This is a genomic window from Streptomyces sp. NPDC093094 (assembly GCF_044754345.1).
Classification (GTDB): domain Bacteria; phylum Actinomycetota; class Actinomycetes; order Streptomycetales; family Streptomycetaceae; genus Streptomyces.
The window spans coordinates 176,983-198,409 of sequence record NZ_JBIVOX010000015.1; the positions used below are offsets into that span (position 1 = coordinate 176,983).

Annotated in this window: 14 protein-coding genes and 1 pseudogene; 11 read left to right on the forward strand and 4 right to left on the reverse strand. The window is 72.8% G+C overall.

Annotation, left to right across the window (positions count from 1 at the left end; genetic code table 11):
- Nucleotides 1-144 precede the first annotated feature (144 nt).
- Both ACIQGV_RS29190 and ACIQGV_RS29195 read left to right on the forward strand, forming a co-directional pair.
- A complete protein-coding gene (locus ACIQGV_RS29190) occupies nucleotides 145-3,669 on the forward strand; it encodes a trypsin-like peptidase domain-containing protein (protein ID WP_402499428.1) in 3,525 nt (1,174 codons plus the stop codon).
- Nucleotides 3,670-3,799: 130 nt separating this feature from the next.
- The gene (locus ACIQGV_RS29195; protein ID WP_402499430.1) at nucleotides 3,800-4,747 is read left to right on the forward strand and encodes a bifunctional riboflavin kinase/FAD synthetase; all 948 of its coding nucleotides are present in this window, start codon (nucleotides 3,800-3,802) and stop codon (nucleotides 4,745-4,747) included.
- Nucleotides 4,748-4,819: 72 nt separating this feature from the next.
- Here the strand turns inward: ACIQGV_RS29195 and ACIQGV_RS29200 are convergent, their stop codons facing one another.
- Nucleotides 4,820-7,666 carry an AAA family ATPase gene (locus ACIQGV_RS29200; protein ID WP_402499473.1) on the reverse strand — a complete coding sequence of 949 codons (2,847 nt, stop codon included), beginning with the start codon at nucleotides 7,664-7,666 and terminating at the stop codon, nucleotides 4,820-4,822.
- A 687-nt stretch (nucleotides 7,667-8,353) separates the two neighbouring features.
- A pseudogene (locus ACIQGV_RS29205) lies at nucleotides 8,354-8,593 on the reverse strand (SCO5717 family growth-regulating ATPase); the annotation flags it as partial.
- Between the two features lie 309 nt (nucleotides 8,594-8,902).
- Between ACIQGV_RS29205 and ACIQGV_RS29210 the strand changes: the two are divergent.
- Nucleotides 8,903-10,414, forward strand: a complete 1,512-nt coding sequence (locus ACIQGV_RS29210) for a PQQ-binding-like beta-propeller repeat protein (RefSeq protein ID WP_402499433.1) — start codon at nucleotides 8,903-8,905, stop codon at nucleotides 10,412-10,414.
- 52 nt (nucleotides 10,415-10,466) lie between these two features.
- On the opposite strand, the gene ACIQGV_RS29215 is transcribed toward ACIQGV_RS29210, so the two are convergent.
- On the reverse strand, nucleotides 10,467-10,751 hold the full coding sequence (locus ACIQGV_RS29215; RefSeq protein ID WP_402499436.1) for a DUF397 domain-containing protein: 285 nt from the start codon (nucleotides 10,749-10,751) through the stop codon (nucleotides 10,467-10,469).
- 280 nt (nucleotides 10,752-11,031) lie between these two features.
- Here ACIQGV_RS29215 and rpsO point away from each other — a divergent pair, with 280 nt between their 5' ends.
- The 5 genes from rpsO (at nucleotide 11,032) to ACIQGV_RS29240 (ending at nucleotide 16,483) form a co-directional block, all read left to right on the forward strand.
- Nucleotides 11,032-11,319 (forward strand): 30S ribosomal protein S15, encoded by a 288-nt coding sequence (rpsO, locus tag ACIQGV_RS29220; RefSeq protein ID WP_384735022.1) that lies wholly within the window; start codon nucleotides 11,032-11,034, stop codon nucleotides 11,317-11,319.
- 301 nt (nucleotides 11,320-11,620) lie between these two features.
- The gene (locus ACIQGV_RS29225; RefSeq protein WP_402499440.1) at nucleotides 11,621-13,843 is read left to right on the forward strand and encodes a polyribonucleotide nucleotidyltransferase; all 2,223 of its coding nucleotides are present in this window, start codon (nucleotides 11,621-11,623) and stop codon (nucleotides 13,841-13,843) included.
- Nucleotides 13,840-15,219: a M16 family metallopeptidase gene (locus ACIQGV_RS29230; RefSeq protein WP_402499443.1), complete on the forward strand. Its 1,380-nt coding sequence runs from the start codon at nucleotides 13,840-13,842 to the stop codon at nucleotides 15,217-15,219. The genes ACIQGV_RS29225 and ACIQGV_RS29230 overlap by 4 nt, the downstream gene beginning before the upstream one ends.
- Nucleotides 15,220-15,261: 42 nt before the next feature.
- The gene (dapB, locus tag ACIQGV_RS29235) at nucleotides 15,262-16,014 is read left to right on the forward strand and encodes a 4-hydroxy-tetrahydrodipicolinate reductase (RefSeq protein WP_402499445.1); all 753 of its coding nucleotides are present in this window, start codon (nucleotides 15,262-15,264) and stop codon (nucleotides 16,012-16,014) included.
- A 16-nt stretch (nucleotides 16,015-16,030) separates the two neighbouring features.
- On the forward strand, nucleotides 16,031-16,483 hold the full coding sequence (locus ACIQGV_RS29240; RefSeq protein ID WP_402499448.1) for a hypothetical protein: 453 nt from the start codon (nucleotides 16,031-16,033) through the stop codon (nucleotides 16,481-16,483).
- A gap of 126 nt (nucleotides 16,484-16,609) precedes the next feature.
- Here ACIQGV_RS29240 and ACIQGV_RS29245 read toward each other — a convergent pair whose 3' ends face one another.
- Nucleotides 16,610-17,164, reverse strand: coding sequence for a hypothetical protein (locus ACIQGV_RS29245; RefSeq protein WP_402499451.1), 555 nt, complete (start codon nucleotides 17,162-17,164; stop codon nucleotides 16,610-16,612).
- A gap of 263 nt (nucleotides 17,165-17,427) precedes the next feature.
- On the opposite strand from ACIQGV_RS29245, the gene thyX reads away from it, so the two are divergent.
- The 3 genes from thyX (at nucleotide 17,428) to ACIQGV_RS29260 (ending at nucleotide 21,124) form a co-directional block, all read left to right on the forward strand.
- Complete coding sequence (gene thyX, locus ACIQGV_RS29250) at nucleotides 17,428-18,168, forward strand: FAD-dependent thymidylate synthase (protein WP_402499453.1); 741 nt, start codon at nucleotides 17,428-17,430, stop codon at nucleotides 18,166-18,168.
- A gap of 210 nt (nucleotides 18,169-18,378) precedes the next feature.
- The gene (dapA, locus tag ACIQGV_RS29255; protein ID WP_402499456.1) at nucleotides 18,379-19,278 is read left to right on the forward strand and encodes a 4-hydroxy-tetrahydrodipicolinate synthase; all 900 of its coding nucleotides are present in this window, start codon (nucleotides 18,379-18,381) and stop codon (nucleotides 19,276-19,278) included.
- A gap of 160 nt (nucleotides 19,279-19,438) precedes the next feature.
- The gene (locus tag ACIQGV_RS29260) at nucleotides 19,439-21,124 is read left to right on the forward strand and encodes a ribonuclease J (RefSeq protein WP_402499458.1); all 1,686 of its coding nucleotides are present in this window, start codon (nucleotides 19,439-19,441) and stop codon (nucleotides 21,122-21,124) included.
- Nucleotides 21,125-21,427 lie beyond the last annotated feature (303 nt).

The following is a 21,427-nucleotide window of genomic DNA, read 5'->3' on the forward strand; positions in this document are numbered from 1 at the left end:
AACCGAGGGAGTGCAGGGGGGCGCGTTCGGCGCGCGAGCCGTCCCCCGACCACCGCGCCCCTACCGTCGAGGACAGGGCACACGCGCGTGGGGGGGAGCGCGACGGCCCCGCAGGGCACGCGCGCGAGGCGGGAGATCGGAACCATGGCGGCACAGGGCCCGCGACCCGGCGACGATCACCGCGACAGCGGGACGCACCCGCCCTCGCCCCCCGGCGGCGCACGCGACGCGTTCCTCGTCCGGATCCAGGACCCGGCCGGCCGCCCGCGCGGGGTCGGCTTCCTCGCCGATCACCACGGCACGCTGGTCACCAGCCACGAGACCGTCCACGGCCAGCCGCAGCTGATGCTGCGCTCCGCGCACCACCGCTCCTGCACGGTCACGGCCGACGCGGTGACGCCGCTGCCGGACCTGGACCTGGCCCTCGTCCGCACGGACGGACTCGGGGTGGAACCCCTGCCGGTGACCGTGCGGGACGGCACCGAGCCCGGGACCTATGTGCGGCTGGCCGCCGGATGCTGGCGCGAGGCCCGGGTCCTCGGCCCGGCCCCGGCGACGTACACGGCCGGCAACAGCCGCCACACCCTGGACGACGCACTGGAACTGGCGATCGGCACGGCGGGCCGGGACGCGCTGCGGCCGGGCGGGGGAGCGGCGGGCGGCCCCGTGCTGGACGCGGTGACCGGCACGGTGATCGGCGTCCTGGGCACGGCCCTGCGCAGCGGTGACCGCGACGCGGGCTTCGCCGTCCCCCTGCGGCCCGCCCCGGACGGCCCCCTCGCCGGCCTCCTCGCCCGCAACGCCGCGACCGTGCCCGCCTACGGCGCCGACCTCAACCTCGCGGGCATCCTCGAACTCACCGCCACATCGGTCGGCTCCGACGGCCCGCCCGGCACGCTCGCGGGACTCGCCGGAGGCATGGACGCGGGCGGCCCCGGCGCCGTGGAACCGGTCCGCAGGGCCGACGCGGCGGCGGAGCTCACCGCGTTCACCCACGGCCCCGCCGCCGTCCTCGGGCTCGTCGGCGCCCCCGGCAGCGGCCGTACGACGGAACTCGCGGCCCTCGCCGCCCGCCGGCACCACGACCCCGAACCCGCCCCCACCCTCTGGCTGCGCGGCGCCGACCTGGAGGACACCGACACCTCGGTCGCCGACGCCGTGCACCGCACCCTCGACCGGGCCGCCCGCATCGTGCGCGCCTCCGCCCCCTCGCTCCCCGCGGACCTCGGCGACCTCACCCCCGAACGCCTGGCCCGCCTCGCCCGCGCCTTCGGCCGCCCGCTGCTCCTGCTGCTCGACGGGCCGGAGGAGATGCCGCCGGTCCTGGCCCACCGTCTGCCCGAATGGACCGAGCGGACCGCCGGCTGGCTCAGGGACACCGGCACCCGCCTGGTGGTGGCCTGCCGCGCGGAGTACTGGGAGAGCACGGGCGCACAGTTCCCCGCCGGACTCCTGCACCGGACAGGGCCCGAGGGAGCGCCCTGTCTGCGGCTCGGCGACCTCACCCCCGGCGAGGCCCGGCAGGCCCACGAGCGCTACGGCCTCCCCGAGGGCGTCCTCGCCGAGCGCGACGCCCGACACCCCCTCACCCTGCGGCTGCTGTCCGAGGTGCGGGCCGCCCTCGGCGCGGCCCCCCTGCCCCCCGTCGACGGGGACGACGTCCTCGCGGCCTGGCTCGACCTGATGTGCCTGCGCGTCGCCGTACGGCTCGCCGCGGAGAACGGCCTGCGCGGCACCGCCGTACGCCGTCTCGCCGCCCGCGTCTGCGGCCAGATGCACGAGGCGGCCCGGCGCAGCCTCGGCCCGGGCCAGGGCGAGCTGGACCGGGAGTCGTTCGAGGCCGTCTTCCCCTGGGGCCCGGCCCCCGCCCGGCTCGGCGGCGGCACCGGCTGGGCCTCGGCCGTCCTCACCGAGGGCCTCCTCGTCCCGGCCGGCGGCGGCTACCGCTTCGCCCACGAGGAACTCGCCGACTGGATCCAGGGCATGCACCTCGACCTCGACGAGGCCCTGCGCGCCCTGGTCCACCGCCCCCTCCTCCCGCACGGCACCCGCCCCGTCCCGGTCCCGCACCACCGCATCGGCCCGGTCGTCCAGGCCCTCCTGCTCCGGGCCCGCCAGCAGGGACCCGCACACCTGGCCCGCACCCTCGCCGACCTGGCCCACGCGCTGGACGCCGACCCGCACTCCTGGTGGGCCGCCCGGCTGTTCACCGAGGTCCTCGGCCGGGTCCGGGACGCCACGCCGTACCTCCCGGTGCTGCGGCTGCTCGCCGAGACCGTCACGGACTGGCGGCATCAACGACGCCCGGTGCCCGGGGAGTTCGGCCCCCGCTTCTGGACCACGCTGCCGCTCGCCCCCGCCGACCGCTTCGACCTCCTGCGCCGCCTCGTCCTCGCGGACACCGCCCCGTACGGGACCGACACCGCGACGGGGCGGTACCTGGACGCCGCCGCGGGTCTGCTCGCCGCCGACGCCACCGCCGCGCAGCCCCAGCTGACCCGCTGGTTCGACGACGAGCGGCCCCTGCCCGCGACCCCGCACGCCACCGTGGCGACCGCCGCGCAGGCACTGCTGCACACCCACCGCCACCGCGCCCTGGACGACCTCACCGAGACGCTCCTCGACAGCGCGCACCCGCGCGGCGACGAACTGCTCGCCGTACTGGCCGAGGAGGAACCCTCCGCGATGTGCCGGGCCGTCGACCGCTGGGCGCACGACGAACGCCCCGCCCGCCGTGCCGCGGCCCTCACCCACGGGCTGCGCACCGCACCGCACCTGCGCACCGACACCGACCGGGACCTGCTGCACCACGCCGCCCTCGCCCTGCTCGCCCGCCCCGCCGACCGCACCCTGCACGGCGGCGCCCTCGGCCTCCTCGTCCGCGACCCCCGCAGCCGCGCCCGCCATCTCCCCAGGGCCCTGCGCCACTTCGCCGACGGCGACCCGAACCTGCCGCCGGCCGCCCTGCTCACCGCCCTGGACACCGATCCCGGCCCGGTTCTGGACGCCTTCCGCGCCAGGCTCGGAGCGGGCACCCGCGCACAGGACCGGCAGACCGTCCCGCCCTGCCCGCCCGCCGCCGTCGGCGCGACCCTGGGCGCCCTGCTCGACGCCACCGGGCCCGCACTCGCCCGCCGTGCCGCCGCGCTGGTGGGCGACGTCCTGGAGCGGCGCCCCGACGCCGCCGGGGACCTCGCCGCCCACACCGAGCGGCGCCTCGACCAGGACCCGGGGGCGCGGCCCGTGCTGCTGCCCCTGCTCACCGCCCTCCTGGACGACGGCCCGGAGCCGCTGCGTGCCGCCCTCGCGGGTGTGATCGCCGCCCCCGACACGCCCGCCTCCCACCCGCTGCGCGCCGAACTGCGGGCCTTCCTGCTGGCCCGCGAGCGCGATCCGGCCGTTCTCGACGCCCTGCTGCGCGCCGCCGCCCCGTACGGCGGCGACGGCCTGCGCGACCTCGTCCACCACGTCGGACTGCTGCTCGTCCGCACGCCCGAGGGCGCCGCCCGCTACGACCGTGCCCTGGTCGACCTCGGCCGTCACCTGCCCGGATTCGCCGCCCGGGTCGCCGGCTGGCTCACCGACGACCCCGGGCGGTGGTGTGCGACGGTCGGCCCCGGCACCCGCCGCACGATCGGGAGCATCGCCGGTGCCGCCGTACCCGTCTGACCGTGCACGGCCACGTGCGAACCGTCACAGCGCCGACACCGATGCGGGCGGCGGCCACCCGGCATGGCACCCTTAGACCTGCAAAAGAGGCATCCGTAAGAGTCAGACACGGGTTCGAGGAGCGGTCACAGTGCAGCGCTGGCGTGGCTTGGAGGACATCCCCCAGGACTGGGGGCGCAGCGTCGTCACCATCGGCTCCTACGACGGAGTCCACCGCGGGCACCAACTGATCATCAGGCACGCCGTCGACCGCGCCCGCGAGCTCGGTGTGCCCTCGGTGCTCGTCACCTTCGACCCGCACCCCAGCGAGGTCGTCCGCCCCGGCAGCCATCCGCCGCTGCTCGCCGCGCACCACCGCCGCGCCGAGCTCTGCGCCGAGCTGGGCGTGGACGCGGTGCTGATCCTGCCCTTCACCACCGAGTTCTCCAAGCTGTCGCCCGCCGACTTCGTCGCCAAGGTCCTGGTCGACAAGCTGCACGCCAGGGCCGTCGTCGAGGGCCCCAACTTCCGCTTCGGCCACAAGGCCGCCGGTGACGTCGCGTTCCTCGCCGAGCAGGGTGAGACGTACGACTTCGAGGTCGAGGTCGTCGACCTGTACGTCAGCGGCTCCGCGGGCGGCGGCGAGCCCTTCTCCTCGACCCTGACCCGGCGTCTGGTCACCGAGGGCGACGTCGAGGGCGCCGCCGAGATCCTCGGACGGCCGCACCGCGTGGAGGGCGTCGTCGTGCGCGGCGCCCAGCGCGGCCGCGAGCTGGGTTTCCCCACGGCGAACGTCGAGACGCTCCCGCACACCGCCATCCCCGCCGACGGCGTCTACGCCGGCTGGCTGCACGTGGCGGGCGAGGCGATGCCCGCCGCGATCTCCGTCGGCACGAACCCCCAGTTCGACGGCACCGAGCGCACGGTCGAGGCATACGCGATCGACCGCGTCGGCCTCGACCTGTACGGCCTGCACGTCGCCGTCGACTTCCTGGCCTTCGTCCGCGGCCAGGCCAAGTTCGACTCGCTGGAGGGTCTGCTGGAGCAGATGGCGGCGGACGTGAAGAAGTGCCGTGAGCTGATCGCCGCCGCGGAGTAGTTCTCCCGCGACGCCGAAGGGCGGCCGCTGCCCCGCGGGGCAGCGGCCGCCCTTTCTGTCTGTGCGGGGGTGCTACTGCTGCGGCGGCTGGGGCGCCTGCGGGTAGGGCTGTCCCGGGTGTCCCGGGTGTCCCTGCTGGTACGGCTGTCCCGGCTGACCGGGCTGCTGCGGATACGGCTGTCCCGGCAGGCCGCCCTGCTGCGGCGGGTACGGCTGCGCGTACGGCTGACCGGGCTGGGGCGCCTGCGGCTGCTGGGGGTGGGGCTGCTGCGGCTGCTGGGCCGGGTACGGCCGGCCCTGCTGCTGGGGGTGGGGCGGGTTCGGCATCTGATGGCCGGGCAGCGGCGGGGCGGCGACCGGCGGCGGGTTGCCGTCGCTGGTCCACAGGCCGTGCGACTGCTGGTGCCGGGTGAAGTCCTCGGCGACCATCGCGGCCAGGTGGAAGTACGCCTCGCGCACCTTCGGCCGCATCATGTCGAGATCGACCTCGGCGCCGGCGGCGAGATGCTCGTCGAACGGCACGACGACCACGCCACGGCACCGCGTCTCGAAGTGCGACACGATGTCGTCGACCTTGATCATCTTGCCGGTCTCGCGGACCCCGGAGATCACGGTGATCGACCGGGACACCAGGTCGGCGTACCCGTGCGCGGACAGCCAGTCCAGCGTGGTGCTGGCGCTGGAGGCGCCGTCGACGGACGGCGTCGAGATGATGATCAGCTGATCGGCGAGGTCCAGCACACCGCGCATGGCGCTGTAGAGCAGACCGGTGCCCGAGTCGGTGAGGATGATCGGGTACTGCCTGCCGAGCACGTCGATCGCGCGCCGGTAGTCCTCGTCGTTGAACGTCGTGGACACGGCCGGGTCGACGTCGTTGGCGATGATCTCCAGCCCCGACGACGCCTGGGAGGTGAACCGCCGGATGTCCATGTACGAGTTGAGGTACGGGATCGCCTGCACGAGGTCGCGGATCGTCGCCCCGGTCTCGCGCCGCACACGCCGTCCGAGGGTGCCGGCGTCCGGGTTGGCGTCGATCGCCAGGATCTTGTCCTGCCGCTCGCTGGCGAGGGTGGAGCCGAGCGCGGTGGTGGTCGTCGTCTTGCCGACACCGCCCTTGAGGCTGATGACCGCGATCCGGTAGCAGGACAGCACCGGCGTACGGATCAGCTGGAGCTTGCGCTGCCGCTCGGCCTCCTCCTTCTTGCCGCCGATCTTGAACCGGGAGGGCGCGGCGGTGGGACGGCCGCTCTTGGCCTTCTGCCGCTTGTTGTTGAGCAGCCGGTCCGACGACAGCTCGACCGCGGCCGTGTAACCCAGCGGCGCGGCACCCGGGTTGGTCGGCTGCCGCTGGTCGTGCTGTATGGGCTGCGGCCAGGCGGCCCCGGCCCGGGGGTCGACGGGCTGCTGCGGCTGAGGTGCCTGCGGCTGCTGCGGCTGGTGGGGGAGGGGCTGGGCCTGAGGTGCCTGCTGCTGGGGCTCGGGCTGCTGCGGCGCGGGGACCTGCGGCTGCTGCGGCTGGGCCTGCGGGAAGCCGTAACCGCCGGGCTGGGCCGGGGGGTCGGGCAGCGGGAAGCCGTAGCCGCCTTGCGGGCCGGCGGGGGAGGGGGGAGCCGGCTGCGGCGCCGTCTGCCGGACAGGCTGCTGCTGCGGCGGCTGGGCGGAGGGCGCGGGCCCGGGGGTGCCGGGCTGCGGGAAGCCGTGACCGGCCTGCGGACCGGGCGCGGGCTGCTGCGGGAAGCCGTGACCCGGCTGCGGCTGAGGTGCCGTGGGCGGCTGGTTCCACGCGGCGGGCGCGGGCTGCGGCGCCTGCGGCTCGAACGGCGGCTGCTGCGCGGGCACGCCCGGCTGGTCCTGAGCGGGCACCGGCGGCTCGGTCGTCTGCGGCGCCGGCTGCGGCTGGACCGGCCACTGTGCCGCGGGAGCGGGCGCGGCGGGCTGGTACGGCGGGGCCGGCACGGGAGCCGGCGCGTTCTGCGGGGGCGCGGGAGCCCACTCGGGCGGCGTGATGCCGGGGACACCGGCGGGCACACCCGGCACCGAGCCCTGCGGGACGGCGTCCTGAGGCGGAGCGTCCTGGACCGGAGCGGCCTGGGGCACGGCGTCCTGCGGGGCCGCGTCGGCCGGTACGGCATCGACCGGCTCGGGTCCGACCGGAGCGTCGTCCGCGGGGACGGCGTCGGAAGGCTCGACGGCGTCCGCCGGCTCGGCGTCGGCGGGGGCGTTGCCGGAAGGCTCAGCGGTGTCCGCGGGGACGGCGTCTGCGGGTACGGCGTCGGAAGGCCCGGCGTTCTCGGCGAGGCGGAGGACAGGCGCGGCGTCCTCGGGCTCCGCGTCCCCGGGTTCCTCGGCGGCGGCCTCGTCGGGCTCCTCGGCGGCGGCCTCGGCCGGAACGTCGCCCCCGATCTCGGCATCCGCCGTGGCGAGCGACTCGCCCTCCGGCTGAGCGACGTCCTCCGGCTCCTCCACCGCGTCGGTGTCGACCCCCACGGGTCCCTCCGCCGGCTCGGCGTCCTCGGTGCCGGACCCGGCCGTGACGGCGGGCTCGGCCTCGGCGGGCGCGATCTCCGTCTCGGCGTTCTCGTCGTCCGGGGCGTCGTACGAGACGCTGTCGTCCGGCCCGGCCTCGTCCGCCGCCGCGCGTTCCGCGATCTCGCGCTTCAGCGCGGCCGAGGAGAAGCGCATGGTCGCGCCGCTCTCCAGGCCGCCGTCGTTTTCGTCGCCGGGCTCGGCGTCCTCCGGCTTCCCGGCCGCGCCGGTCTCCTCGTCGCGCGGCTGTGACCCGCCCGCCGCGAAGCCCGGCAGCGCGCCCGGGGACGCCGCGGCATCGGCCTGCGGTCCCTCCGAGGCGTTCGGCTGGAGCTGCTGCGGCTGCTGCGGCTGCTGGGGCTCGAACCCGCTCCCCACCGGAAGCCTGGGCACGGCGACGGGGCCCGCCGCCGGCACGGGCGGCGGCACGGGAGCCGCGGGCGGGGCGGACGGCGCCCCGGGCACGGGCGAGGCCGGAGGCGTGAACGGTGTTCCCGGAGCCGGGGCAGGCGGAACGACGGCCGCGCCGGGCACCGGCGCCGACGGGGTGAACGGTGCTCCGGGCATCGCGGCGGGCGGGGTGAACGGCAGTCCGGGCGCGGGAGTTGCCGGAGGAGGTGTGAACGGCGCTCCGGGCGCGGGAGTTGCCGGAGGCGGAGTGAACGGCGCTCCGGGCGCGGGCGTCGCGGCGGGCGGCGTGAACGGCAGTCCGGGTGCGGCGGTCGGCGGGGTGAACGGCGCTCCGGGCGCGGGAGTTGCCGGAGGCGGGGCGAACGGCAGTCCGGGCGCGGGCGTCACGGCGGGCGGGGTGAACGGCGCCCCCGGCGCCCCCTGCGCCGGAGGGACGGGCGGCACCGAAGCCGGACCGCCACCCGACGCGGCACCCGGGCCGGACCGGGCGGCTCCGCCCGCCCCGTCGGCCCCCGCCCCCGAAGGCCCGCCGACACCGGAAGGCGCCCCGGATCCAGGGCCCCCGGAACCACCGGGAGCCACCGGACCGGCCCCCGGGCCCGACGCGGCGCTCTCCGGCGAGGAGCCCTCCGGCCTCGCCGAACCCCCGGAATCCGCCGCCGCGTTCTGCGTGTACCAGGCCGGCGGCGCGTAGTCGATGGTGAACTCGCCCGTCGTCTCGACGGCGGACTCCGCGTCGGGCTGGTCGTCGCCGGGCGTCGCCCAGCCCCCGCGGATCCCGTCCCGATCGCTGCTCACAGTTCCTCCTGGTGTGGTCGGGCACCCGTATGCCGTGCCGGGGCGACCATGTCTCGTCTTCCGATGTCGTTCGAGGCCGTTCGAGGTCGTTTCCGAGATGGTCCGATCCACCGGTTCTCCCCCTGGGACGCCGGCGCCCGGTCACACGGGTCCGGCGCCACGCCCGCACCCAGCCTAGTCACCGCCCGCCCCGGCCCGGCAGGCCCGTCCTCCACGGAGCATCCGTCCCCCGCGCCACGGCCCGCCTCCCGACGCCGTACTCGTCCCACTCGTTCCCGGAGGCGCGCGGACAAGTCCCCGTACCCGGATCGGGCGTTCCGTGCGGCGGCGGGCATAGTAGGCAGTCGATCATCCCCGCCCGCTCCCTCAACCGCCCAGAGAACAGGACCCCTTCGCGTGAGCTTCGGCCCGCCCCCCTCCATGTACACACAGTCCGCGCTGTCGGCGGAACAAGAGCAGAGAAGGCGCCGCAGGAAGCGTGTGCTCGGCGGCGGTCTCGCCGTCGTGCTGGCCGCGGCGCTGGGCGTGGGCGGCTGGCTCGTGCTGGGCGGCCGCGGGGGCGACGGTCCCGACGACCCCAGGACGGCGGCCGAGGCGGGCGCGGGCCGGCTCGACGTGCGCGAGTCCGTCGAGAAGCAGCCCGCGAACCAGCGCGGGGTCATGGGCTTCCGTTTCTCGGCCGACGACATGGCCGCCGGCGAACGGCACGAGATGCCGGGCATGTGGGCCACCGACAAGATCCTCACCAAGGGCATCAACCGCAGCCTCATCGGCTTCCCCGTCGGCAAGGACGTCGCCGTCGGCGACGAGGTGTGGAAGCTGCGCCTGGACGGATTCATCTGCGGCGTCACCCGCCATGTCACCGGCGACAACCGCACGGCCGTGCTGTTCAGAGGGAGCGAGGACGCGGGCGCGCTGTGCGACCAGGTCGCGTTCGTCGACCTGGACGACGGCGAGAAGGTGTGGCAGAGGAAGATCCCGCTGTCCAAGCTCGGCACCGGCAAGGGCACCCCGGAGAGCCCGGGCGCGCAGGACACCCCGGGCGTCACCCTCGTCCGCGGCAGCGTGGTCGTCACCTGGGGCGGCGGCACCGACGCCTACGCCATGGACACCGGCAAACTGCGCTGGAGCGTCAAGTCCGACCCCGCCGACCGCTGCGAGCACCACGGCGCCGCCGGCGGCGAAGCACTGGTGCTGCGCCTGCAGTGCTGGCAGCAGGACGGGTCGGTCGACGGCCTCACCTACAAGGTGCGCGCGCTCGACCCGGAGACGGGCGGCACCGAGTGGACGTACCAGCTCGACGCCGGCATCCAGGACGTGCGCGTGGTCTCGCCCGACCCCGCCGTCGTCGCGGTCTCGGCCGCCGACATCGGCATCACGGACATCTTCTCCCTGGACGGGCACGGCAAGGTCCGCAGCACCGTCTCGCTGTCCAAGGACGCCTACCTCGCCGAGTGCGCCGACGAGACCGACCTGCTCGCCGCCGACGACTGCCCGACCGTCGTGGTGGGCGACGGCCAGGTCTTCCTGACCACCTCCGAGCAGGGCGACCTGATCCACAACTACAACTGGATCGTCGGGTTCGACCTCAGGACCGGGCAGACGACCGAGAAGTTCGAGTCCGGCCGCAACGCGCTGCTGCACCCCCTGCGGATGAGCGGCGACAAGCTCCTCGCCCTGCGCGACAGCAGCGACCACATCACGCCCATGGGCCTCGTCGCCCTCGACCCGCGCACCGGCGGGGAGACCCCGTACCTCTACTTCGACCTGCCCACCGAGGCATGGACGCTCGTCTCGACGGAGCTGGCCGACATCGTCGTCCAGAACGGCCGCATCTTCTTCGGAGCCAAGGCCGCGAGCGCCCCCGGCGAGGACAACGCCTGGGTCTGGCTCACCGTCGGCATCGAGCCCGACGCACCCCGCAAGAGGTGACGAGCGGCCCGGCGGGGCAGGTCCGGCACCGCCCCGCCGGGCCCCGACGCGCCTACGCGTTCTCGCCCGGTGCCGGCTCCAGGTCGAACTCGCCGTCCCGGGCGCCCAGCACGAAGGCCCGCCACTCCGCCTCCGTGTAGCGCAGCACGGTGTCCGGGTCGAGGGACGAGCGCATGGCCACGGCCCCGCCCGGCAGATACGCGATCTCCACGCGCTCCTCCTGCTCCTCGGTGCCCGGGGCGCTCTGCCACTCGACACCCGAGATGTCGAGCGCGTACAGCTCGTCGCGCTCCCGCTCCTTGCGTGCCTTGACGGCCTCGTCCACGTCCTCCGCCATGCCGAAGCGACCCCTTTCGCGCGTGCCTGTGATCCCGCAGGTCACCCTAGTGGCCGTACGCCCGGGTACGGGGCGGTTCGGGGGACCGGGGCACAGGAGCGTGCCACCTGCTGGTACTCTGGGTGACGGCCGTTTGTGTACGCACCCCCGGAGCCTGCCGGCACGCCCGACGCTCTGGTGGCCGCGCCCAGCGGATCCCCGCCTTCCGAGTCATGGAAGCTCCCCTGAGAAGTGGACCAGGGGCACTCGGTGGCTACCCGAAGACTTACGAGGAGTAAGCGTGTCGCTCGACGCCGCTACGAAGAAGCAGATCATCAGCGAGTTCGGTACCAAGGAGGGCGACACCGGCTCCCCCGAGGTCCAGGTCGCCATGCTGTCGCGCCGGATCTCGGACCTGACCGAGCACCTCAAGGCCCACAAGCACGACCACCACTCCCGCCGTGGTCTGCTGATCCTGGTCGGCCAGCGCCGCCGCCTGCTGCAGTACCTGGCCAAGAAGGACATCCAGCGCTTCCGTACGCTGGTGGACCGTCTGGGCATCCGCCGCGGTGCGGCGGGCGCCAAGTAAGACGCTCTGGAGGGAGCGGTTCCCGGAACCATCGGGGCCGCTCCCTTTGCCGTACGTGCGGAAACGTGCGGACTGTCACCGCCCCTTTGTAGGGTGGTAGCACAACGCAATACGCACGACACAGCACGACAAGAAGAGGAGAGGCGCACCAAGCCGCCGCCGGTCCTCGGTAGTGGCCCCCGGGGGGAAGCGAGCCCCGGGTGCTTCGATCGAAGACCGGCCCGCACCGCACGGGACGCTTCTCCACCATCGTCCCCCTGCCACACGGGCAGCCGGGGACGAAGACGAGGAGAAAACGCTAGTGGAGAACGAGACCCACTACGCCGAGGCCGTCATCGACAACGGCTCCTTCGGCACCCGCACCATCCGCTTCGAGACGGGCCGCCTGGCCAAGCAGGCCGCCGGTTCCGCCGTCGCGTACCTGGACGACGACACCATGGTGCTGTCGGCCACCACCGCCTCGAAGAACCCCAAGGACCAGCTCGACTTCTTCCCCCTCACGGTGGACGTCGAGGAGCGGATGTACGCCGCCGGCAAGATCCCCGGCAGCTTCTTCCGCCGTGAGGGCCGTCCCTCCGAGGACGCCATCCTCACCTGCCGTCTGATCGACCGCCCGCTGCGCCCGTCCTTCAGGAAGGGCCTGCGCAACGAGATCCAGGTCGTCGCCACGATCATGGCGCTCAACCCCGACCACCTGTACGACGTCGTGGCGATCAACGCCGCGTCCGCGTCCACGCAGCTGGCCGGCCTGCCCTTCTCCGGCCCGATCGGCGGCGTCCGCGTCGCGCTGATCCGCGGCCAGTGGGTGGCCTTCCCGACGCACACCGAGCTCGAGGACGCCGTCTTCGACATGGTCGTCGCGGGCCGCGTCCTGGAGGACGGCGACGTTGCGATCATGATGGTCGAGGCCGAGGCCACCGACAAGACCATCCAGCTCGTCGAGGGCGGCGCCGAGGCGCCGACCGAGGAGGTCGTCGCCGCCGGTCTGGACGCCGCGAAGCCCTTCATCAAGGTGCTCTGCAAGGCCCAGGCCGACCTCGCCGCCAAGGCCGCCAAGCCGACCGGCGAGTTCCCCGTCTTCCTCGACTACCAGGACGACGTCCTGGAGGCGCTGTCCGCCGCCGTCCGCCCGGAGCTGACCTCCGCGCTGACCATCGCGGGCAAGCAGGACCGCGAGGCCGAGCTGGACCGCGTCAAGGCGCTCGCCGCCGAGAAGCTCCTGCCGGAGTTCGAGGGCCGCGAGAAGGAGATCTCCGCCGCGTACCGCTCCCTGACCAAGCAGCTCGTCCGCGAGCGCGTGATCAAGGAGAAGAAGCGCATCGACGGCCGTGGCGTCACGGACATCCGTACGCTCGCCGCCGAGGTCGAGGCCATCCCGCGCGTGCACGGCTCGGCGCTGTTCGAGCGTGGCGAGACCCAGATCCTGGGCGTCACCACCCTCAACATGCTCCGCATGGAGCAGCAGCTGGACACCCTCTCCCCGGTGACCCGCAAGCGCTACATGCACAACTACAACTTCCCGCCGTACTCCGTCGGCGAGACCGGCCGCGTCGGCTCCCCCAAGCGCCGCGAGATCGGCCACGGCGCCCTCGCCGAGCGCGCCATCGTGCCGGTCCTGCCGACCCGCGAGGAGTTCCCCTACGCGATCCGCCAGGTGTCCGAGGCCCTCGGCTCCAACGGCTCGACGTCCATGGGCTCGGTCTGCGCCTCCACCATGTCGCTGCTGAACGCCGGTGTGCCCCTCAAGGCCCCCGTCGCCGGTATCGCCATGGGCCTGATCTCCCAGGAGATCAACGGCGAGACGCACTACGTCGCCCTCACCGACATCCTCGGTGCGGAGGACGCCTTCGGCGACATGGACTTCAAGGTCGCCGGCACCAAGGAGTTCGTGACCGCCCTCCAGCTCGACACCAAGCTGGACGGCATCCCGGCCTCGGTCCTCGCCGCCGCCCTGAAGCAGGCCCGCGACGCCCGTCTCCACATCCTCGACGTGATGATGGAGGCCATCGACCGGCCCGACGAGATGTCCCCGAACGCGCCGCGGATCATCACCGTGAAGATCCCGGTCGACAAGATCGGTGAGGTCATCGGCCCCAAGGGCAAGATGATCAACCAGATCCAGGAGGACACCGGCGCCGAGATCACGATCGAGGACGACGGCACCATCTACATCGGTGCCGCCGACGGCCCGGCCGCCGAGGCCGCCCGCGCCACGATCAACGGCATCGCCAACCCGACCATGCCGGAGGTCGGCGAGCGCTACCTGGGCACCGTCGTGAAGACGACGACCTTCGGTGCGTTCGTGTCGCTGCTCCCGGGCAAGGACGGTCTGCTGCACATCTCGCAGATCCGCAAGCTCGCCGGCGGCAAGCGCGTGGAGAACGTCGAGGACGTCCTCGGTGTGGGCCAGAAGGTCCAGGTCGAGATCGCCGAGATCGACTCCCGCGGCAAGCTCTCCCTCATCCCCGTGATCGAGGGCGAAGAGGACTCCGACGCCGACCAGAAGGACGACGCCGCCAAGTGACGTCGCGTAGCACCCGTGTGACGGCCCGCACCTCTTCGGAGGCGCGGGCCGTCGCCCGTACCCAAACCCTGATCCAGGGCGCCAACGGCATCGGCACCGTCCGCAAGACGACCCTGCCCGGCGGCCTGCGGATCGTCACCGAGACCCTGCCCTCGGTGCGCTCCGCCACCTTCGGCATCTGGGCCCACGTCGGCTCCCGCGACGAGACCCCGGCACTGAACGGCGCGACGCACTACCTGGAGCACCTGCTCTTCAAGGGCACCGCACGGCGCAGCGCGCTGGACATCTCCTCCGCGATCGACGCGGTCGGCGGCGAGATGAACGCGTTCACGGCCAAGGAGTACACGTGCTACTACGCGCGCGTGCTCGACACCGACCTGCCGCTCGCCATAGACGTGGTCTGCGACATGCTGACGGGCTCCCTGATCCTGGAGGAGGACGTCAACGTCGAGCGGGGCGCGATCCTCGAAGAGATCGCCATGACCGAGGACGACCCGGGCGACTGTGTGCACGACCTGTTCGCGCACACCATGTTCGGCGACACCCCCCTCGGCCGCCCGGTCCTCGGCACGGTCGACACCGTCAACGCCCTCACCGCCGACCGCATCCGCCGCTTCTACCGCAAGCACTACGACCCCACGCACCTGGTCGTCGCCGCCGCGGGCAACGTCGACCACAACAAGGTCGTACGCCAGGTCCGCGCCGCCTTCGAGAAGGCCGGCACCCTCACGGACACGGCCGCCCTGCCCGTCGCCCCGCGCGACGGCCGGCGCACACTGCGCACCGCGGGCCGCGTCGAACTGCTCGGCCGCAAGACCGAGCAGGCCCATGTCGTCCTCGGCATGCCGGGTCTTGCCCGCACCGACGAGCGCCGCTGGGCCCTCGGCGTGCTCAACACCGCCCTCGGCGGCGGCATGTCCTCCCGTCTGTTCCAGGAGGTCCGCGAGAAGCGCGGCCTGGCCTACAGCGTGTACTCCTACACGTCCGGCTTCGCCGACTGCGGCCTGTTCGGCGTCTACGCCGGCTGCCGCCCCTCCCAGGTGCACGACGTGCTGAAGATCTGCCGCGACGAGCTCGACCACGTCGCCCGCAACGGCCTGACCGACGAGGAGATCGACCGTGCCATCGGCCAGCTGCGCGGCTCCACCGTCCTCGGCCTGGAGGACACCGGCGCGCTGATGAACCGCATCGGCAAGAGCGAGCTGTGCTGGGGCGAGCAGATGTCGGTCGACGACATGCTCGCCCGGATCGCCGCGGTGACCCCGGACGACGTCCGCGACATCGCCCGCGACATCCTGGGGAAGCGGCCCTCGCTGTCGGTCATCGGCCCGCTCAAGGACAAGCAGGCGGCCCGGCTGCACGACACCGTGGCCTGACCTGTCCGCCCTCGGAACATCCCACGTAAGGAACCAACTGAGATGAGCAAGCTGCGCGTGGCGGTCCTCGGCGCCAAGGGCCGTATCGGCTCCGAGGCGGTGCGGGCGGTCGAGGCCGCCGAGGACATGGAGCTGGTCGCCGCCCTCGGCCGCGGCGACGCGCTGGAGACGCTGGCGGAGACCGGCGCCCAGGTCGTCGTCGAACTGACCACGCCGGACTCGGTGATGGCCAACCTGGAGTACTGCCTCGGGCACGGCATCCACGCCGTGGTCGGTACGACGGGCTGGACCGACGAGCGCCTCGCGCAGCTGAACGGCTGGCTCGCGGCGTCCCCGGAGACGGGCGTGCTCATCGCGCCCAACTTCTCCATCGGGGCCGTCCTGAACATGAAGTTCGCGCAGATCGCCGCGCCGTACTTCGAGTCGGTGGAGGTCGTCGAGCTGCACCACCCGAAGAAGGTCGACGCCCCCTCCGGCACCGCCACGCGCACCGCCCAGCTGATCGCCGAGGCACGGCGCGCGGCGGGCACCGCCCCGGCCCCGGACGCCACCGAGACGGCACTGGACGGTGCCCGGGGCGCGGACGTCGACGGCGTGCCCGTCCACTCGGTCCGCCTGCGCGGTCTGCTGGCCCACCAGGAGGTCCTGCTGGGCGGCGAGGGCGAGACCCTCACCATCCGCCACGACTCCCTGCACCACAGCAGCTTCATGCCCGGCATCCTGCTGGGCGCCCGCCGGGTGGTGACGACGCCGGGCCTGACCTTCGGCCTGGAGCACTTCCTGGACCTGGGCTGACCGAGGACGGCACGACATGCGCGCGAAGATCACCTACGCCGTCACGGCCGCCGTTCTGGTCGTCTACTTCGTCCTGGTCGGCAGCCGTGGCGTGCTGCTCATCCGGTCCGGCACGCTGCTGACCGTCACCTTCGGGGTGGCGGTGCTGATCCTGCCGGTCATCGGCGTGTGGTTCCTGTGGAAGAACACCCAGTTCGTCCGCAGGGCCAACGCCCTCGCCGCCGAGCTCGACGCCGAGGGCGGCCTGCCCGTCGACGAGCTGAAGCGGACCCCCGGCGGCCGGATCGACCGCGACTCGGCCGACGAGGTCTTCGCCCGCCGCAAGGCCGAGACGGAGGCCGCCCCCGACGACTGGCGCAGCTGGTTCCGCCTCGCCGTCGCCTACCACGACGCCCGGGACACCCCGCGCGCCCGCAAGGCCATGCAACGCGCCATCGCCCTGCACGACGGCCGCCCGGTCCAGGCGTAGTCCCGTACACCACCGGCCGGGACGCCGATCCCGTGCACCGGCCGGGACCCCGCACGCAGAAGGGGCCGGCCCGCGTCCACCGCGGGCCGGCCCCTTCTGCGTGCGTGCGCGGGCAGCTGCGCCGGCTCAGCTGCGCCGGTACTCGGCGGCCCACGCCTCCAGCGTGTCCGCCGCCCGGTCGAACGCCTCGAAGCGGCCGAGGAAGTCGGAGTTGTGCGTGGTCATCAGCACCGGGACCTCGGAGGCCCCCCGCTCCCGGCGCTCCAGCACCAGGGCCTGCCCCTGCACCGTGCGCGGCATGCCCAGCCAGCGCACCGGCTGCTGCACCGTGCGCACCGCGACGATCCGGTCCCAGCCGTACGTGCGCGTGGTCAGGAAGCCGACCTGGCGCAGCCCGCGGGCGCTCACCCAGACGCCCATCCGCAGCAGCCGCAGGGCCGCCGCGATGATCAGCAGCGCGAAGCCGAACACGGCCCCCGCGCCGCCGAGCGTGCCGGTCAGCGCGATGACGACGGCCGCGAACAGCACGTACGAGGCGAGCAGCAGCTCTATCGCGGCCGCGCCGACCCGCCAGGGGCCCGGCCGGTAGGGACGCCGCCAGCGGTCACGGTCGTCGAACGGCAGGGCGACATCATCCGCTGCCTCGAAAGCACGGTCGGCCGTCAGAAAGGGCAGGGGCACGGCTGGTCCTCACTCGATCCACGCATGGGCTGTGCCCGGTGAGGCTATCGACCCGCCCTACCGCCCACCACCCTCGGGGGTCCGGATGGAGTCAGTGCTTCCGGTGGCCCGTGGTACCGGTGGGGCGACGAGAGCCGCAAAAGGTTCCCGGACGTCCCCAATGCGCAGAAGTCGCGGCGGAACAGGAGCGAATGCCCTGTTGTCGGTGGGGGCCCGTAGAGTGGGCGCCGCCCGCCGGACGTGATGGAAGGACCTGCCGAACCGTGACCGACACCCCCGCCGACGATCTCAAGCCCAGCTTCCGCAGCGATGTCACCGTCGAGCTGGTGAAGCACAGCGCGGCCGACTCCGACGTCCTGTGGGCCGCCCGGGTCTCCACCGCCGGCGAGCAGTCCCTGGACGAGCTGACGAAGGACCCGGAGCGCTCCAAGGGCCTGATCAACTACCTGATGCGGGACCGGCACGGCAGCCCCTTCGAGCACAACTCGATGACCTTCTTCATCAGCGCCCCGATCTTCGTCTTCCGCGAGTTCATGCGCCACCGCGTGGGCTGGTCCTACAACGAGGAGAGCGGCCGCTATCGCGAGCTCCAGCCCGTCTTCTACGTCCCCGACGCCTCGCGCAAGCTGGTCCAGGAGGGCCGTCCGGGCAAGTACGTGTTCGTCGAGGGCACCCAGGCGCAGCAGGAGCTGACGGGCCGCGCCATGGAGGACTCGTACCGCCAGGCGTACGCGGCCTACCAGGAGATGCTCGCGGCGGGTGTCGCCCGTGAGGTCGCCCGGGCCGTGCTGCCCGTCGGACTGTTCTCCTCGATGTACGCCACCTGCAACGCCCGCTCGCTGATGCACTTCCTCGGTCTGCGCACCCAGCACGAGCTGGCCAAGGTGCCGTCCTTCCCGCAGCGCGAGATCGAGATGGTGGGCGAGAAGATGGAGGCCGAGTGGGCGAAGCTGATGCCGCTCACCTACGCGGCCTTCAACGCCAACGGCCGCGTCGCCCCGTAGCGCACACTGTTTCCCCGTCCGGCACAGATGTACGGATCAGTCGCGCGAAGTGTCCGTATTGCGGCATTTGGAGAAGTTCATCTAGCCTGATCAAACGGACCCGGCACTGCTTGAACCCCCGAGCAGGCAGTGCCGGGCTCCTTCTTTGTCATGACTTTTCCCGCTCCCCGAGGGCAGACCACGCCTTGAGCAACGAGTAGCGTGTAACCCATGGCACCGACCTCCACTCCGCAGACCCCCTTCGGGCGGGTCCTCACCGCCATGGTCACGCCTTTCACGGCGGACGGCGCACTCGACCTCGACGGCGCTCAGCGGCTCGCCACCCACCTGGTGGACGCAGGCAACGACGGCCTGATCGTCAACGGCACCACCGGCGAGTCCCCGACCACCAGCGACGCGGAGAAATCGGACCTCGTACGAGCAGTGGTGGAGGCGGTCGGCGACCGCGCCCACATCGTGGCGGGCGTCGGCACCAACGACACCCACCACAGCGTCGAGCTGGCCAAGGCCGCCGAGAAGACCGGCGCCCACGGCCTCCTGGTCGTCACGCCGTACTACAACAAGCCCCCGCAGGAGGGCCTGTACCGCCACTTCACGGCCGTCGCGGACACCACCGAGCTGCCGGTCATGCTCTACGACATCCCCGGCCGCAGCGGCGTCCCGATCGACACCGAGACGCTCGTCCGGCTCGCCCAGCACCCCCGGATCGTCGCCAACAAGGACGCCAAGGGCGACCTCGGCCGCGCGAGCTGGGCCATCGCCCGCTCCGGCCTCGCCTGGTACTCCGGCGACGACATGCTGAACCTGCCCCTGCTCTCCGTGGGCGCGGTCGGCTTCGTCTCCGTCGTCGGCCACCTCGTCACCCCCGACCTGCGCGCCCTCGTCGACGCGTACGTCTCCGGCGACGTGCACAAGGCCACGGAGATCCACCAGAAGCTGCTCCCGGTCTACACCGGCATGTTCCGCACCCAGGGCGTCATGACCACCAAGGCCGCCCTCGCCCTCCAGGGACTGCCCGCAGGCCCCCTGCGCGCGCCCATGGTCGAGTGCTCGCCGGAAGAGGTCGCCCAGCTCAAGATCGATCTTGCCGCCGGCGGGGTACAGCTCTGACAACGGACTTCGCGGAACCACACCGCACCCAAACGCTTCACAACTGAATAGCGGGACACCGGTGCCCGCACTCACAACGCAACGACAACTGCTTCTGCACGAACGTCACGCTGCGCCACGTGCCTCACCGGTACGTGGCGCGCGTGGTGAGGAGAGTCTTTTGAGTCATCCGCACCCTGAACTCGGCCCGCCCCCTCCGCTCCCCGAGGGCGGCCTGCGGGTCACCCCGCTCGGCGGTCTCGGCGAGATCGGCCGCAACATGACGGTCTTCGAGTACGGCGGCCGCCTGCTGATCGTCGACTGCGGAGTGCTCTTCCCCGAGGAGGAGCAGCCCGGAATCGACCTGATCCTGCCGGACTTCTCGTCCATCCGGGACCGCCTCGACGACATCGAGGGCATCGTCCTCACCCATGGCCACGAGGACCACATCGGCGGCGTCCCCTTCCTGCTGCGCGAGAAGCCGGACATCCCGCTGATCGGCTCCAAGCTGACCCTCGCCCTCATCGAGGCCAAGCTCCAGGAGCACCGCATCCGCCCCTACACCCTGGAGGTGGCCGAGGGGCACCGCGAGCGCATCGGGCCCTTCGACTGCGAGTTCGTCGCGGTCAACCACTCCATCCCGGACGCCCTGGCCGTCGCCATCCGCACCCCGGCCGGCATGGTGGTCCACACCGGCGACTTCAAGATGGACCAGCTTCCGCTGGACAACCGCCTGACCGACCTCCACGCCTTCGCCCGGCTCAGCGAGGAGGGCATCGACCTCCTGCTGACGGACTCCACGAACGCCGAGGTCCCCGGGTTCACGCCGCACGAGCGGGACATCTCCAACGTCCTGCGGCAGGTCTTCGCCGGCGCGAGCAAGCGGATCATCGTGGCGAGCTTCGCCAGCCACGTCCACCGCATCCAGCAGATCCTGGACGCCGCGCACGAGTACGGGCGCCGCGTGGCCTTCGTCGGCCGCTCGATGGTCCGCAACATGGGCATCGCACGCGACCTGGGCTACCTGAAGGTCCCGGCGGGCCTGGTGGTGGACGTCAAGACGCTGGACGACCTTCCGGACAGCCAGGTGGTCCTGGTCTGCACGGGCTCCCAGGGCGAACCGATGGCCGCCCTGTCCCGCATGGCCAACCGCGACCACCAGATCCGCATCGTCGACGGCGACACGGTGATCCTGGCGTCGTCCCTCATCCCCGGCAACGAGAACGCGGTCTATCGCGTGATCAACGGCCTGACGCGCTGGGGCGCGAACGTCGTGCACAAGGGCAACGCCAAGGTCCATGTGTCCGGCCACGCCTCCGCGGGCGAGCTGCTGTACTTCTACAACATCTGCCGCCCGAAGAACCTGATGCCGGTCCACGGCGAATGGCGTCATCTGCGCGCCAACGCCGAGCTGGGCGCCCTCACCGGTGTCCCGCACGACCGCATCGTCATCGCCGAGGACGGCATCGCCGTCGACCTCGTCGAGGGCAAGGCCAGGATCTCCGGCAAGGTCCAGGCCGGTTACGTCTATGTCGACGGCCTCTCCGTCGGCGACGTGGGCGAGCCGGCCCTGAAGGACCGCAAGATCCTCGGCGACGAGGGCATCATCTCGGTCTTCGTGGTCATCGACTCCTCCACCGGAAAGATCACCGGCGGCCCGCACATCCAGGCCCGCGGTTCCGGTATCGAGGACTCCGCCTTCGGGGACGTGATCCCGAGGATCACGGAGACCCTGGAGCGCTCGGCGCAGGACGGCGTGGTGGAGCCCCACCAGCTCCAGCAGCTCGTCCGCCGCACCCTCGGCAAGTGGGTGTCCGACACCTATCGGCGCAGGCCGATGATCCTCCCGGTCGTCGTCGAGGTCTGACCCCGACGTCCCACCGGACGCGCCAACCCGGAGCGGGGCGCCTCGATTTGCATCGGGGCGCCCCGCTCCAGTACGTTTATGACTCCACCACAAAGGGCACCCGACCGCTTCATGCGGCGGACACCGTGTTCCGGAGGGGGTGGAAATTCCGACTGAGAATCTCTGATAAAGTCGGAAGCGCCGGAAAGGGAAACGCGGGAGCGGGACTCTGGAAAGCACCGAGGAAATCGGGCCGGGAAACGGTCTGATAGAGTCGGAGACGCAAGACCGAAGGGAAAAGCCCGGAGGAAAGCCCGCGAGGGT

Excerpts from the sequence above, each read along its gene's own strand:
- dapB (WP_402499445.1), top strand. The coding sequence starts at position 15,262 with ATGAGCAAGCTGCGCGTGGCGGTCCTCGGCGCCAAGGGCCGTATCGGC.
- ACIQGV_RS29215 (WP_402499436.1), bottom strand. The coding sequence starts at position 10,751 with ATGGCGGAGGACGTGGACGAGGCCGTCAAGGCACGCAAGGAGCGGGAG.
- dapA (WP_402499456.1), top strand. The coding sequence starts at position 18,379 with ATGGCACCGACCTCCACTCCGCAGACCCCCTTCGGGCGGGTCCTCACC.
- ACIQGV_RS29210 (WP_402499433.1), top strand. The coding sequence starts at position 8,903 with ATGTACACACAGTCCGCGCTGTCGGCGGAACAAGAGCAGAGAAGGCGC.
- ACIQGV_RS29190 (WP_402499428.1), top strand. The coding sequence starts at position 145 with ATGGCGGCACAGGGCCCGCGACCCGGCGACGATCACCGCGACAGCGGG.
- ACIQGV_RS29240 (WP_402499448.1), top strand. The coding sequence starts at position 16,031 with ATGCGCGCGAAGATCACCTACGCCGTCACGGCCGCCGTTCTGGTCGTC.